13 protein-coding genes and 1 pseudogene are annotated in these 15,086 nt (G+C 58.8%); 11 read left to right on the forward strand and 3 right to left on the reverse strand.

The features are described from left to right. The first annotated feature begins 8 nt into the window (after positions 1-8). The 9 genes from RBH10_RS04585 (at position 9) to glpK (ending at position 10,065) form a co-directional block, all read left to right on the forward strand. The gene (locus RBH10_RS04585; RefSeq protein WP_045019829.1) at positions 9-782 is read left to right on the forward strand and encodes a DeoR/GlpR family DNA-binding transcription regulator; all 774 of its coding nucleotides are present in this window, start codon (positions 9-11) and stop codon (positions 780-782) included. Between the two features lie 108 nt (positions 783-890). Then, positions 891-2,414 (forward strand): glycerol-3-phosphate dehydrogenase, encoded by a 1,524-nt coding sequence (gene glpD / locus RBH10_RS04590; RefSeq protein ID WP_281038683.1) that lies wholly within the window; start codon positions 891-893, stop codon positions 2,412-2,414. Between the two features lie 37 nt (positions 2,415-2,451). After that, entirely contained in the window at positions 2,452-3,522 is a 1,071-nt protein-coding gene (locus tag RBH10_RS04595; protein ID WP_281038684.1) for an ABC transporter ATP-binding protein, read from the forward strand. Positions 3,523-3,534: 12 nt separating this feature from the next. Next, positions 3,535-4,605 (forward strand): ABC transporter ATP-binding protein, encoded by a 1,071-nt coding sequence (locus tag RBH10_RS04600; RefSeq protein WP_281038685.1) that lies wholly within the window; start codon positions 3,535-3,537, stop codon positions 4,603-4,605. Positions 4,606-4,607: 2 nt separating this feature from the next. Next, positions 4,608-5,474, forward strand: a complete 867-nt coding sequence (locus tag RBH10_RS04605; RefSeq protein WP_045016205.1) for a carbohydrate ABC transporter permease — start codon at positions 4,608-4,610, stop codon at positions 5,472-5,474. An 81-nt stretch (positions 5,475-5,555) separates the two neighbouring features. After that, positions 5,556-6,401 (forward strand): carbohydrate ABC transporter permease, encoded by an 846-nt coding sequence (locus RBH10_RS04610; protein WP_370953854.1) that lies wholly within the window; start codon positions 5,556-5,558, stop codon positions 6,399-6,401. A gap of 2 nt (positions 6,402-6,403) precedes the next feature. Then, the gene (locus RBH10_RS04615) at positions 6,404-6,697 is read left to right on the forward strand and encodes a DUF2160 domain-containing protein (protein ID WP_281038686.1); all 294 of its coding nucleotides are present in this window, start codon (positions 6,404-6,406) and stop codon (positions 6,695-6,697) included. Positions 6,698-6,773: 76 nt separating this feature from the next. Further along, the gene (locus tag RBH10_RS04620; protein ID WP_281038687.1) at positions 6,774-8,495 is read left to right on the forward strand and encodes an ABC transporter substrate-binding protein; all 1,722 of its coding nucleotides are present in this window, start codon (positions 6,774-6,776) and stop codon (positions 8,493-8,495) included. A gap of 70 nt (positions 8,496-8,565) precedes the next feature. Beyond that, the gene (gene glpK, locus RBH10_RS04625) at positions 8,566-10,065 is read left to right on the forward strand and encodes a glycerol kinase GlpK (protein ID WP_281038688.1); all 1,500 of its coding nucleotides are present in this window, start codon (positions 8,566-8,568) and stop codon (positions 10,063-10,065) included. A gap of 55 nt (positions 10,066-10,120) precedes the next feature. Here glpK and RBH10_RS04630 read toward each other — a convergent pair whose 3' ends face one another. Then, positions 10,121-10,981 (reverse strand): LysR family transcriptional regulator, encoded by an 861-nt coding sequence (locus tag RBH10_RS04630; protein WP_281038689.1) that lies wholly within the window; start codon positions 10,979-10,981, stop codon positions 10,121-10,123. 99 nt (positions 10,982-11,080) lie between these two features. On the opposite strand from RBH10_RS04630, the gene RBH10_RS04635 reads away from it, so the two are divergent. Beyond that, positions 11,081-12,100: a bile acid:sodium symporter family protein gene (locus RBH10_RS04635; RefSeq protein ID WP_281038690.1), complete on the forward strand. Its 1,020-nt coding sequence runs from the start codon at positions 11,081-11,083 to the stop codon at positions 12,098-12,100. Between the two features lie 68 nt (positions 12,101-12,168). On the opposite strand, the pseudogene hspL reads toward RBH10_RS04635, so the two are convergent. Next, positions 12,169-12,652 (reverse strand): annotated as a pseudogene (gene hspL / locus RBH10_RS04640) (heat shock protein HspL). 385 nt (positions 12,653-13,037) lie between these two features. On the opposite strand from hspL, the gene RBH10_RS04645 reads away from it, so the two are divergent. Then, positions 13,038-13,979, forward strand: a complete 942-nt coding sequence (locus RBH10_RS04645) for an alpha/beta fold hydrolase (protein WP_281038691.1) — start codon at positions 13,038-13,040, stop codon at positions 13,977-13,979. Between the two features lie 45 nt (positions 13,980-14,024). Here RBH10_RS04645 and hisN read toward each other — a convergent pair whose 3' ends face one another. After that, positions 14,025-14,801, reverse strand: a complete 777-nt coding sequence (gene hisN / locus RBH10_RS04650) for a histidinol-phosphatase (RefSeq protein ID WP_306180442.1) — start codon at positions 14,799-14,801, stop codon at positions 14,025-14,027. Positions 14,802-15,086 lie beyond the last annotated feature (285 nt).

Below are 15,086 nucleotides of genomic sequence, written 5' to 3' on the forward strand. Positions count from 1 at the left end.
AGGGTGAAATGCTGCTCACACCGCGTCAGGATGAAATCGTTGCGCTGGCGAAAGCGAACGGTCGGGTGCTCGTCGATGAGCTGGCCTCGCGGTTTTCCGTGACCCCCCAAACGATCCGCAAGGACCTGAACGATCTCTGTGATACGCGAGTGCTGACGCGCATCCATGGTGGCGCGCTTTTCCCGAGCGGCAATGAGAACGTCAAATACGAGGCGAGGCGCGCGATCGCCTCTTCCGAAAAGCAGGCGATCGGGGCCGCTGCCGCTGCCCTCATCCCCAACAACTCTTCCCTGTTCATCAATATAGGCACGACGACCGAGGCGGTGGGTGAAGCGCTGGCGGATCATCACGAGCTGATGGTCATTACCAACAACATCAATGTTGCCAATAGATTACGAGTTTTTCCCGGCATCGAGGTGGTGATTGCGGGCGGCGTCGTGCGCGGTTCCGATGGCGGCATTGTCGGCGAGGCGGCGGTGGATTTCATCCGGCAGTTCAAGGTCGATTTTGCTGTCATCGGCGTTTCGGCGATCGATGAGGACGGCGCCTTGCTGGACTTCGACTTTCGTGAGGTCAAGGTTGCGCAGGCAATCATGTCTAATGCGCGCCATGTCATTCTCGTGTCGGATTCGCTGAAATTCGAGCGCACAGCACCGGTGCGCATCGGCCATCTTTCGCAGGTTCACACCTTCATCACAGATCATTGTCCGGTCGATTCAATCCGTTCCATCTGTGCCGATCATGACGTCCGGCTGATCGAAACCGAGGCGCGAGAACCCTGATCTGCACCGTGCCGGAATTTCGTTTGACATTCGTTTTGTCTTCAAATTAGATGTCTGTGCTTTCAATATATCGATGAGGAGAGCGTCGATGAAAGCACGGGAGGGTCCATGTCTGACGAGGCAATCCACGATGTTTTCGTGATCGGCGGCGGCATCAACGGCTGCGGCATTGCGCGTGACGCCGTTGGCAGGGGCTATTCCGTCGCACTTGCGGAAATGAACGATTTTGCCTCCGGCACCTCGTCTGCTGCTACCAAGCTCATCCATGGCGGCTTGCGTTATCTCGAGCATTACGAGTTTCGTCTGGTTCGCGAAGCGCTGATGGAACGCGAGGTGCTGTGGGCCATGGCCCCGCATATCATCTGGCCCATGCGGTTCGTCCTGCCGTTCCAGAAGGGCGGCGTGCGCCCGGCCTGGCTCGTGCGTCTTGGGCTCTTCCTTTACGACCATCTCGGTGGTCGCAAACTTTTGCCTGCCACCCGCTCACTCGATTTGCGCCGTGATCCAGCCGGAAAACCGCTGAAGCCGGTTTTTGCCAAGGCATTTGAATATTCCGACGGCTGGGTGGACGATGCCCGCCTCGTGGTGCTTAACGCCCGCGATGCCGCTGATCGTGGCGCCCTGATCCTCAACCGCACTCAGGTCGTTTCGGCTCGGCGCGAAGGCGCGTTCTGGAGGGTGGAAACGAAAAGTGCTGCCGGAGAAACCGCGACCTATCGGGCGCGCATGCTGGTGAATGCCGCTGGCCCCTGGGTGGACAAGGTTCTGTCTTCGACATTGGGCAAAAACAACGTCCACAATGTCCGCCTCGTGCAGGGCAGCCACATCATCGTGCGCAAGAAGTTTTCTGATCCGCGCGCCTATTTTTTCCAGAATCCGGACGGGCGCATCATCTTCGCCATCCCTTACGAACAGGACTTTACGCTGATCGGAACGACGGATCGCGACTATACCGCCGATCCCCGTGCTGTTAAGATCAGCGACGAGGAGATCAGCTATCTTTGTAGCGCGGCGAGCGAATATTTCGCCGAACCGGTGACGTCTGACGATATCGTCTGGACCTATTCCGGCGTGCGACCACTGTTCGATGACGGCGCGTCGAAGGCGCAGGAAGCGACCCGCGATTACGTGCTGAAAACGGAAGGGGCTGAAGGCGAAGCGCTGCTTCTCAATATCTTCGGCGGCAAGCTCACAACCTATCGGCGGCTTGCCGAACATGCTCTTGAAAAAATCGGCGATGCGCTGGGTGAAAAGGGTACGCCATGGACGGCGGGTTCGCATTTGCCGGGTGGAAATTTCGGTGCCGAGGCCTATGCGGGAGAGGTTGCGGCCTTGCGGTCGCGTTATCCTTTCCTTGATGAGCGTCATGCCAAGCGGCTTGTCCGCTGCTATGGAACGGATGCGGTGTCGATAATCGGCAATGCGGGGGAGATCGCAGCGCTGGGACGGCATTTCGGCGGCACGCTTTACGAGGTCGAGGTTCGCTGGCTGATGGCGCGGGAGTGGGCGCTAACGGCGGAGGACATTCTGTGGCGCCGCACCAAGCAGGGGCTTTTCTTTGCCCCCGAAGAGGTGTGCGGGCTGGAGAATTATATCGAAGACATTGCGGGTGGACGCTTGAAGGCAATCTGACGATCCGATCGAAAAGCGGAGGAGGCTTTGGATCACCATGCTTGAATTGCGAAACGTCTCGAAGATGGTCGGCGGTGAATATCATATTCACCCGACCGATCTGACGTTGCAGCGCGGAAGCCTGAACGTCCTGCTTGGACCGACACTTTCGGGCAAGACGACGCTCATGCGGCTGATGGCCGGGCTGGACAAGCCAAGCGGCGGCACGATCCTTTTCAACGGGGAGGACGTGACGGGGTGGCCGGTGCAAAAGCGCAACGTCGCCATGGTCTATCAGCAGTTCATCAATTATCCGGCGCTCAGCGTTTACGAAAACATCGCCTCGCCGATGCGTGTTGCTGGCAAGGATAAGGCGACGATCGACAGGGAGGTCAGGAAGGCCGCCGAGCTTCTGAGGTTGACGCCCTATCTAGATCGCACGCCGCTCAACCTTTCCGGTGGCCAGCAACAGCGCACGGCACTTGCGCGCGCCATCGTCAAAAACGCCACTCTGGTGCTGCTCGACGAGCCGTTGGCAAATCTCGATTACAAACTGCGCGAGGAGTTGCGCGAGGAATTGCCGCGCATCTTTGCGGAATCCGGCGCTATCTTCGTTTATGCCACGACCGAACCCTCCGAAGCCCTGCTTCTCGGTGGCAATACCGCGACCCTGAACGAGGGAAAGGTGACGCAATTCAGCCGTACGATCGAGGTTTACCGGCGTCCGGTGGATATAGTGACTGCGAAAATCTTTGCCGATCCGCCGCTCAACACCATCGATGTCATCAAGACAGGTGGCGCTTTCACCCGCGCCGACCACGCGGTCGTGACGGTTCCGGCGCATCTTGCCGCCATGCCGGATGGTCCCGTGACCATCGCTTTCCAGCCGCATCATCTGTTCCCGCACCAAAAGGGGCAGGCGGCGCAATCCATCCGGGCGCGAACGCTGATTTCGGAGATCGCCGGATCGGAGAGCTTCGTCCATGTCGAATTTTCAGGCCAGCGCTGGGTCATGCTGGCGCAGGGCATTCACGACATCGAGCCGGACACGGAGATCGAGCTTTTTCTCGATACGCGGCACCTGATGGCTTTCGATGCACACGGCCACGCCATCGGCGAAGCGGCTTAAGGGAGATCGATCATGGCACGCATCACGCTCGATCACATTCGCCACGCTTATAACGCCAAGGCGCAGGCTGCCGGTGATTATGCGCTGAAGGAAGTGCATCACGAATGGGAAGACGGCGGCGCCTATGCGCTGCTTGGCCCTTCCGGTTGCGGCAAGACCACGCTGCTCAACATTATTTCCGGGCTGCTGCGCCCTTCCGAAGGCCGCATTGCCTTTGACGGAACCGATGTCACCGATCTTGCCACCGAAGACCGCAACATCGCCCAGGTGTTCCAGTTCCCGGTCGTTTACGACACGATGACGGTTTACGACAATCTGGCTTTTCCGCTGCGCAACCGACAAGTGCCAGAGGCGGACGTAGACCGCCGCGTACGCGAAATCCTCGAAATGACCGATCTTTCCGGCATGGCCAAACGCCACGCCCGCGGACTGACGGCTGACCAGAAGCAGAAGATTTCGCTGGCCCGCGGGCTGGTACGTTCCGATGTCAATGCCATCCTCTTCGACGAACCGCTGACGGTGATCGATCCGCATATGAAATGGGTGCTGCGTTCGCAGTTGAAGCGGCTGCACCGCCAGTCCGGTTTCACCATGGTCTATGTCACCCACGACCAGACCGAAGCGCTGACTTTCGCCGACAAGGTCGTGGTCATGTATGACGGACAGATCGTTCAGATCGGCACGCCCGCCGAACTTTTCGAGCGGCCGGGACACACTTTCGTCGGTTATTTCATCGGCTCGCCCGGCATGAACGTGCTGCCTGCCAGCATCGACGGCGCGACCGCAATGATCGGTGGTCTTGGTGTGCCGCTTGCCGGTGTGCCGAAGGTTGACGGAAAGCAGCGGATCGAGATCGGCATCCGCCCGGAATTCGTCCGGCTGGAACGGGGCGGCATGCCGATTACCGTGGATGAGGTTGAGGATATCGGACGCCGCAAGATCGTTCGCGCCCGGTTCGCCGGCCAGAAGCTTGCGATCGTCGTGCCGGAAGAGGACGAAATTCCGGCGGAAGCGGGCGTTCGCTTCGATCCGGCCGCCATCGGTGTCTTTGCCGATTCCTGGCGCGTGAAGATGGGAGCCTGACCATGGAAAAGAGCTGGAACAACAAAGCGTGGTTCATGGTGCTGCCGGTTCTGGTGCTGGTTGCCTTCTCCGCTGTCATTCCACTGATGACGGTCGTGAACTATTCGGTGCAGGACACCTTCGGCAACAACCAGTTCTTCTGGGCGGGAACGCAATGGTTCCAGGAAATCCTTAGCTCCGACCGCTTCTGGAACGCTCTGGGGCGCAATCTGGTGTTTTCCGGCATCATATTGGCGATTGAAATTCCGCTCGGCATATTCATCGCGCTCAAGATGCCGAAATCCGGCATCGGCGTGCCGGTCTGCCTCGTCACGATGGCACTGCCGCTGCTGGTGCCGTGGAATGTGGTCGGCACGATCTGGCAGGTGTTCGGCCGCAGCGATATCGGGTTGCTTGGTTATTACGCCAATCAGCTTGGGCTCGACTACAACTACGTCAATGATCCGGTCGACGCGTGGATCACGGTCGTCATCATGGATGTCTGGCACTGGACGAGCCTTGTCGTGCTGTTGTGTTACGCCAGCCTGGTCTCCATTCCGGATGCCTATTATCAGGCGGCACGCATTGATGGCGCATCCCGTTTTGCGGTGTTCCGGTTCATTCAACTGCCGAAGATGAAGCGGGTGCTGTTGATCGCCTTCCTGCTGCGCTTCATGGACAGCTTCATGATCTATACCGAGCCGTTTGTCGTAACAGGCGGTGGCCCCGGCAATTCCACAACCTTCCTGTCCATCGATCTCGTGAAGGTAGCGCTCGGCCAGTTTGACCTTGGGCCTGCGGCAGCCATGTCGCTGATCTACTTCCTCATCATCCTGCTGCTGTCCTGGGTGTTCTACACCGTGATGACCAGCCACGACGCGGAGACTTGAGACATGAGCGCCTCTGATGTCACCACAAGCGTGGAACTTAACGGCATCGGCAATCCGCCGGTGAGAGCCGCTTCGGTGGGAATGGCGGGCATTGCCGCGAGTTCACGGTCGCGCCGCCGCCATGGGCCGTCGCGTTTTTCATGGCTGGTGCCGACGATCTACATCATCCTGCTGCTCGTGCCGATCTACTGGCTTATCAATATGAGCTTCAAGACGAACACGGAAATCGTCTCGTCGATGACGCTTTATCCGCATCAGCCAACGCTGCAGAATTACCGGACGATCTTCACCGATTCATCCTGGTATTCGGGTTACATCAACTCGATTACTTACGTCGTGATGAACATGGTGATTTCGGTCTCGGCAGCGCTTCCAGCGGCTTACGCCTTCTCCCGTTACCGTTTTCTGGGCGACAAGCACCTGTTCTTCTGGCTGCTGACCAACCGCATGGCGCCGCCCGCCGTCTTCGCGCTTCCCTTCTTCCAGCTCTATTCGGCTTTCGGCCTGATCGACACGCACATTGCCGTGGCACTGGCGCATTGCCTGTTCAACGTACCGCTGGCGGTGTGGATCCTCGAAGGCTTCATGTCGGGCGTGCCGAAGGAGATTGACGAAACCGCCTATATTGACGGCTATTCCTTCCCGAAATTCTTCGTGAAGATCTTCATGCCGCTCATCGCTTCCGGTATCGGTGTCGCCTGCTTCTTCAGCTTCATGTTCTCATGGGTCGAGCTTCTGATCGCCCGCACGCTGACGACGACCGACGCCAAGCCGATCGCTGCGACCATGACGCGAACCGTTTCCGCCGCCGGCATGGACTGGGGCCTGCTTGCCGCCGCCGGCGTGCTGACGCTCATTCCGGGCGCGCTGGTGATCTGGTTCGTCCGCAATTACATCGCCAAGGGCTTTGCGCTGGGGAGGGTTTGACCATGACGAAGATGCCCGATTTTACCTGGATGGCGTGGACCTGGCAGACGGCAGCGTTTTTCGGCGCCATTGCCGTGCTGCTGGTCGGCATGTGGTTCTGGGAATATTTCTCACCCGGCGGCAACCCCCGCTTCGGCCTGCTGCGTTTCGAGACCACGCGCGGCGACCGGCTGTTCATTTCGCTGCTTGGCAGCGCTTTCATTCATCTCGCATGGCTCGGGCTGGTCGGTCCGAACCTGTGGTGGGCTCTCGCTCTGTCGGCGGTTTACGCAATTGGCGTTTTCCGTTTCGTCTAGAGCAGGAAGAAAGGTGCGGCGGAGGAAAACCGCACCAGGGAGACTTCGTGCAATCGCAACCCTTGGGAGGACTGATATGCGACGGCATCTGATGACGACGACGGCAGCCATGCTGCTGGCAATGACGGGTTCCGCTTTCGCCGGAATGGAGGAGGCAAAGCAATTTCTGGACAAGGAAATCGGCGATCTATCGTCGCTTTCGCGCGGCGATCAGGAAAAGGAACTGCAATGGTTTGTCGATGCCGCAAAACCTTTCGCGGGCATGGACATCAAGGTCGTTTCCGAATCTCTGACCACCCATGAATATGAATCCAAGGTTCTGGCACCGGCCTTTACCGCCATTACCGGCATCAAGGTCACGCACGACATCATCCAGGAAGGTGACGTCGTCGAAAAGATCCAGACCCAGATGCAGACCGGTCAGAACCTTTATGACGGCTGGGTCAACGACAGCGACCTCATCGGCACGCACTGGCGTTACCAGCAGGTGCGCAACCTGACCGATTTCATGGCCAAGGAGGGTAAAGACGTTACCAACCCCGGCCTTGATCTCAAGGACTTCATCGGCAGTGCGTTCACGACGGCACCGGATAAGAAGCTCTACCAGCTTCCCGACCAGCAATTCGCCAACCTTTACTGGTTCCGTTACGACTGGTTCAACGACGACAAGAACAAGGCCGATTTCAAGGCCAAGTACGGTTACGACCTCGGCGTTCCGGTCAACTGGTCGGCCTATGAGGACATTGCCGAATTCTTCACCGGCCGCGATGTCGGTGGCAAGAAGGTCTTCGGCCATATGGACTACGGCAAGAAGGATCCGTCGCTCGGCTGGCGCTTCACCGATGCCTGGCTTTCCATGGCCGGCAACGGTGACAAGGGCCTGCCGAACGGCCTGCCGGTCGATGAATGGGGCATCAAGGTCAACGACAAGTCCCAGCCGGTCGGTTCCTGCGTCGCACGCGGCGGCGATACCAATGGTCCCGCTTCGGTCTATTCCATCGAGAAATATCTCGAATGGCTGAAGAAATATGCGCCGCCGGAAGCACAGGGCATGACCTTCTCCGAATCCGGACCGGTGCCGGCGCAGGGCAACATCGCCCAGCAGATCTTCTGGTACACGGCGTTTACCGCCGATATGGCCAAGCCCGGCCTGCCAGTCGTGAGCGAGGACGGTTCGCCGAAATGGCGTGTGGCACCTTCGCCGCATGGCGTCTACTGGAAGGACGGCATGAAGCTCGGTTATCAGGACGTGGGTTCGTGGACGCTGATGAAATCGACCCCCGACGACCGTGCCAAGGCCGCATGGCTCTATGCGCAGTTCGTGACCTCTAAAACGGTAGATGTGAAGAAGAGCCATGTAGGTCTCACCTTCATTCGTGACAGTACCATCCATCACCAGAGCTTCACGGACCGGGCCTCCAAGCTCGGCGGCCTCATCGAGTTCTATCGCTCGCCGGCTCGCGTGCAGTGGTCTCCGACCGGCACCAACGTTCCTGACTATCCGAAACTGGCACAGCTTTGGTGGCAGGCGATCGGTGATGCATCCTCGGGTGCAAAGACCGCTCAAGCGGCAATGGACTCGCTCTGCGCCGAGCAGGAAAAGGTCATGAGCCGTCTGGAACGCGCTGGCGTGCAGGGCGATATCGGCCCGAAGCTGGCGGAAGAACATGATATCGACTACTGGAACAAGGACGCCGTTTCGAAGGGTCATCTGGCGCCGCAGCTGAAGATTGCCAACGAAAAGGAAAAGCCGGTCACCGTCAATTACGACGAACTGGTCAAAAGCTGGCAGAAGTAATGTCTGCGTGAAATCTTAAACCGGGGCGGCTCTGGCCGCCCCGTCATTGCGTTTGAAAGGGAGTAGCATAATGGGCGGTTATATTCTGGCGATCGATCAGGGAACGACATCGACGCGGTCGATGGTCTTTGATCGCGACATGCGGGTCATCGGTGTCGGACAGCGAGAATTTCCGCAACATTTCCCGGCCTCCGGCTGGGTCGAACATGAGGCGGAGGATATCTGGAAAAGCGTGCTTGAAACGATCCGGCTGGCGCTTGCCGATGCCGGCATCGCCGCTTCCGATATCGAGGCGATCGGCATCACCAACCAGCGCGAAACGACCGTGCTGTGGGACCGCAACACGGGCGAGGCCGTGCACCGGGCCGTGGTCTGGCAGGATCGCCGCGCCGCGCCGATTTGCGAAGATCTGAAGCGAAGGGGGCTGGAGCCGCTCTTTTCAAAAAAGACCGGATTGCTGCTCGATCCCTATTTTTCCGGCACCAAGCTCAAATGGCTTCTGGATAGCGTCAGCGGCCTTCGCGAAAGGGCGGAGAAAGGGGAAATCTGCTTCGGTACGGTCGACAGTTTCCTGATCTACCGCCTCACCGGCGGTCGCCGCCATGTGACCGACGCCACCAATGCCTCGCGAACGCTGATTTACAATATCGAGGACAATGCCTGGGATGACGAGCTGTTGTCGATCCTCAACATTCCCCGCACCATGCTGCCGGAAGTGCTGGATTGCGCTGCCGATTTCGGCGTGACGGACAAATCGCTGCTGGGTGCGGAAATTCCGATCCTCGGCGTGGCCGGCGATCAGCAGGCGGCCGTCATCGGTAATGCCTGCTTCGAGCCCGGCATGATGAAATCCACTTACGGCACCGGCTGCTTTGCGCTTCTCAATACCGGCACGGATCGCGTCGCCTCCACCAACCGGCTGCTGACGACGATCGCTTACCGTCTCGATGGCGTGACGACCTATGCACTGGAAGGATCGATCTTCATTGCAGGTGCTGCGGTGCAATGGCTGCGCGACGAGCTGGGCTTTATTTCGGTTGCCTCAGAAGTCAGCGCGCTTGCCGAAAAGGCCGATCCCAATCAGCGCGTCTATCTGGTCCCGGCTTTCACCGGCCTTGGTGCGCCCTATTGGGATGCCGAAGCGCGTGGTGCGATTTTTGGCCTGACGCGCGGCACCGGACCTGCGGAGTTTGCGCGCGCGGCGCTGGAAAGCGTGGCCTATCAGACATTTGATCTGCTGGATGCCATGCGCAAGGACTGGGCGGGCGACAACGGTAAAACGGTTCTGCGGGTTGATGGCGGCATGGTCGCCTCCGACTGGACCATGCAGCGGCTGGCCGATGTTCTCGCCGCACCGGTCGACCGGCCGGTATTCCTGGAAACGACCATTCTGGGTGCCGCCTGGCTCGCAGCATCGCGCGCCGGCATCTGGCCAGACCGCGAGGCGTTTGCCGCCCATTGGAGACGGGACCGCCGTTTCAATCCCGATATGGATGAGACGGAGCGGAAAAGCGCCATCGCCGGCTGGCGTGATAGCGTCGGCCGTTGCCTGTCAAAACGGGAAGGCTAAAGCATTTCCAGCAAAAGTGCGGAGCGAATTTGCGGTCGCAAATGCGCCAAGGGCGCTACGCGAAACTGCCCGGTGCGATGCTCTTGCTGGAGACCAGATCGGAAAGGGCGCGCACCAGTTTTGTGTCCGCACCCTTGCTGGGCTGAAGCACAAATTCCACATCCTCGAGTGCCGGCAGCACGTCCGCCGCAATCTCCTTGAGACCGGCGGGCGCCATGCTGCGGGGTTGCACTAGAATACCCATGCCTGCCCTTGCTGCGGCGGTAAGTCCAGAGAGGCTGCCGCAGGTGCAGACGATGCGCCATGCAAGCCCGGCCCGGTCCAGCGCTTCCTGCGCCGCCTTTCGGGTGATGCTCGGCGGTGGGAAGGCAATCAGCGGCAAGGCGTCCGGCTGGTTCAGCATCCGCTCCGGGTCGCGCGCCAGCCATACGAGAGGTTCGCGGTAAAGGAAGTGGCCAAGCTTGTCGCCGAGCCGGCGTTTGGCGAGCACGACATCCAACTCGCCATTGTCCTGCATCTGGTAAAGCACGCCGCTCAGCGAAACCGTCAGTTCCAGATCCACCAGCGGATAAAGACGGATGAATTCCTCCAGAATGGCGGTCAGCCGGCTGGCGACGAAATCTTCGGAAACGCCGAGCCTCAGCCGCCCGCGCAAACGGGTTTCGCTAAACAATGACGCGACCTTGCTGTCGATCTCCAGCATATTACGGGCATAACCAAGCAGCGCCTCGCCTTCGCCTGTCAGCTTCACCTGATGGGTGCTGCGCGCGATCAACCGGCGGCCAAGTGTTGCCTCCAGCCTTTGAATATGCTGGCTGACAGTGGATTGGCCAACGCCCAGCCGTTCGGCCGCCAGCGTAAAGCTGCCGGTTTGCTGAAGCATCACGAAGCTGGCAAGATGTTGAAGGTTCAGCATTTATCTAACTTTGTGATAACTGTTAGTCTTTGCATCCGAATTCATGATGAGCGATAGTGGCGGATATTTCAAGCAAAACCGATGCCGGAAAGACCTTCCATGACCCGCTTCCTGCCCGACCGTTTCACCATGATGCTGGTGGCCACCGTTATTTTGGCTTCCTTCTTGCCGATCAGCGGCCAGCCAGCGGAATATTTTGGTCTTGCGACGAAACTGGCAATCGCATTGCTGTTTTTTCTCCACGGCGCGCGACTTTCGCGGGATGTGGTGATTGCGGGCATCTTGCACTGGCGCCTGCATCTGGCGATCCTTCTCGTCACCTTCGGCCTTTTCCCGTTGCTGGGCGTGGCCATCGGTTTCATTCCCGAAAGTATTCTGCCCGCACCGCTTTATATGGGCGTGCTGTTTCTCTGCGTTCTGCCGTCAACCGTGCAATCCTCCATCGCCTTCACATCCATGGCGGGCGGAAACGTGCCTGCCGCAATCTGTTCGGCCTCCGCATCGAATATTTTTGGGATGGTGCTGACCCCGCTGCTGGTCGGTCTGCTGTTTACGGTCGGTGGCCATGGCGGCGGATTTTCGCTGGATGCGTTCCTGCAAATCTTCCTGCAACTGCTCTTGCCCTTCATCGCAGGCCAGGTGCTGCAGCCCTGGATCGGAGACTGGATCAGGGCACGCAAGAAATTGCTGTCCCCGGTTGATCGTGGCTCCATCCTGATGGTGGTTTATCTCGCCTTTTCCGAGGCGGTTATCGAAGGCATATGGCAGACGTTCTCCGTACGCGACATCGGCGTGGTCATCGTCATCAACACGGTTCTTCTGGCGCTGGTCCTCTGCGTGACAATGTTTGGCAGCCGGGCGCTTGGTTTCGACAAGGCGGATGAAATCACCATCACCTTCTGCGGATCGAAAAAGAGCCTTGCCAGCGGTGTACCCATGGCGGGCGCGATCTTCGCTGGCCAGAGCATCGGCGCGATTGTCCTGCCGATCATGCTTTTCCATCAGGTTCAGCTGATGGTCTGTGCGGTGCTGGCTCAGCGTTACGCCCGCAAGGCCCATGAAAAAGCCGCGATAGCGAAACTGGCTGGTGCGGAGGCTGCTGCAGCGTCCGCCCGCTAAGGAGCGATTTTCACCAGACAAAAAAACGGCCCCGCAAGGGGCCGTTTCTTTTTGCATTCTAGAAAAGCTTAGTTGACCTGGGCCGGCGTGATCTGGGCTTCGATCGTCTTTGGCGCGTCGGCACTGTCGGACGAGATCGCAATGCGGCGCGGTTTCATGGCTTCCGGAATATTGCGGACGAGATCGATGTGAAGCAGGCCGTTCTTCAAGGAAGCGGTCTGGACTTCGACGTGGTCGGCAAGCTGGAAGCGGCGTTCGAACGCGCGTGTGGCGATGCCACGATACAGGAATTCGCCTTCGGACGACTTCTCATCTGCGGACTTCTCGGCTTTCACCGTCAGCGTATTGGCGCGGGATCTCGATGCTGAGTTCGGTTTCATCAAAACCGGCGACGGCCATGGTGATACGATAGGTGTTTTCACCGGTCCGCTCGATATTGTAGGGCGGATAGGACTGGGCCTGTTCGGGCTGGCCGAGGCCGTCGAGCATCGAAAAAAGGCGGTCGAAACCGACGGTGGAGCGATAGAGGGGAGAAAAATCGACGTGACGCATGGTGTCCTCCTTATGAAGCGACTGTTTGCGGTTAATCCGGCGTCCCGTTCTGGCGACGGCCGGACATATGGCGCGGTCCCGTTCTGGCGACCGCATGAATGAGATGGGAATGGCTTGATGCCGCGTCAAGGGGGCGCATCAAGGCGGAAAAGGCGAGAGCAACATGAACCATGGCTGAACATCCGGTTCCAGCATCGTTCAGTTTGAGAGCCATAAACATCGGTCATCGGAGACATGCTCCGTGGCAGAAGCAATAACGTCCCTTCTTCTTCTGTCCTATTCGCCGGAACCGCGACTGCTTTAACCGACGGTTCCGGCAATTTTTTCTTTGACCTTCGCTCGCCGCCGACCTATCCCGAAAAGGCAGAGAAGCCGGAAAAGACCGATGATCGAAGCCACATTGCGCGAGAGCGAAGACAACCCGGTTCCCGGCAACCATACCGTCGGTTATTTCACCGGCCATGGTGGCAAACAGCTTCGATATGCGATCTTCCGCTCTGGTCGGCACATCGCGCGCGGAACCGTGGTTCTGCTGCACGGCCGGAACGAATGTATCGAGAAATATTTCGAAACGATCAGCGATCTGACGGCTCTAGGTTTCTGGGTTGCGACCTTCGATACACGCGGGCAGGGCGGTTCCGAGAGGCTGCTGAAGAAGCCGGGCGCCGGGCATGTGCGGCGGTTTTCCGATTATCAGCGGGATATTAGCCTTTTTCTCGAACAGGTGGTGCTGCCGGATACGCGGCTACCATTCTTCATGATCGCGCATTCCACCGGCGCGCTTGCGGCACTTGCCGCAGCACCCGGCCTGTCGAACAGGATCGACCGTCTGGCGCTTTGTTCGCCCTTTATCGAGTTGGACAGCCAGCAATCCGTTCCTTCGCCCGTCATCCGGCTGGTCGCGACTGTTTTAAGTCTCATTGGCCTTGGAAGTATCCAGCTCGGCAAGGACCAGCGTGAACGGGATTTTGACGGCAACCCGTTGACCTCGGATGCCAGACGCTTTGCAAGGAATGTTTCTTTGCATCGGCAATGTCCGGAACTGTTCATCGGTGCGCCCACGGCCCGTTGGGTCTATGAAGCGCTGAAGACCATGGCGCGGGTGACGCGTCAGGACCATTTGACGAACATAACCATTCCAACGCTTATTCTGGCGCCAATGCTGGATACGATCACGCCCTATAAGGCGCAGGAAGAGTTGTCGCGCAATTTCCGGGCGGCGCAGCTTCTTCCCGTAACCGGTGCACGCCACGAATTGCTGCATGAGCGCGACGTTTTCCGCAAACAGGCGCTGGCGGCCATCGACGCGTTTTTCGCGCCGGAATGATGCGGGGATGGCGCGGTTTGCGCCATCCAATTTCAACGATACGGTCTATAGTTTTGAAAGAATGGCGAGTGCCTGTTCGTGCACGGCTTTGGAGCCGGCAGCGAGGATGCGGCCGCCATTTTCCGGGCGCCCGCCATCCCAGGTGGTGATGATGCCGCCGGCCTGCTCGATCACCGGAATGAGCGCGCCGACATCATAGGGCTTCAGGCCGGATCTGATCACCAGATCGACATGGCCGGCGGCGAGCAGGCAATAAGCGTAACAATCCACGCCATAACGGAAAAGGCGGACCTGGTCCTGCACCTTATCGTAAAAGGGCTTTTCCTCAGCGGTGAAGATGTGGGGTGTCGTGGTGAACAGTACGGCATCCGACAGTGACGTGCATTCGCGCGTATGGATCTTGCGCTCGCCATCCGGTCCGAAATACCAGGCGGCTTCGCCGTCGGCAAAATAACGCTCTTTGGTGAAAGGCTGGTCCATGATGCCCATCGCGGCGCGGCCGGACGACTGGAAGCCGATCAGCGTACCCCAGACCGGCACGCCGGAAATGAAGGCGCGTGTGCCGTCGATCGGATCGATAACCCAGATATGTTCGCGGTCGAGACCGACGTTGCCGTGTTCTTCGCCAAGAATACCGTGCTGCGGGAAATGTGCCTCGATGAGGGCACGAATGGCGGTTTCCGCTGCCTGATCGCCTTCCGTTACCGGATCATAGCCACCGTCCTGCTTGTTGGTGACGGCAATGCCCGTGCGGAAGCGGGGGAGCGTTTCAGCGCTGGCGGCGTCGGCAAGTTTGAAGAAGAAATCCCGGTCGGGCAGCATGCGAAACCTCATTGCCTGAATTATGTCGCGAAATGCATAGACCGGAATCGCACCCGCCGTCCACTCGTACGGATGTAGGGGTGGGTGTTTCCATATTTTCAGCATAAGCCTAAAAAATATGCACAAAATAAAATGATTGACAATTGGGCATATAATGCGTAGCGTGACCCTGCAGTCTTTGACTGTAAATACCCTCCTTGGGTGTTTCCTCCCTAGACTTGACCGCGCCAAGGCGCGGTTTTTTTTGCCCGGCACGCGGCCAGGCGGTCTGAACAGAGATTTGAG

The sequence above is a fragment of the Rhizobium sp. AN73 genome (assembly GCF_030757975.1).
GTDB lineage: Bacteria > Pseudomonadota > Alphaproteobacteria > Rhizobiales > Rhizobiaceae > Agrobacterium > Agrobacterium arsenijevicii.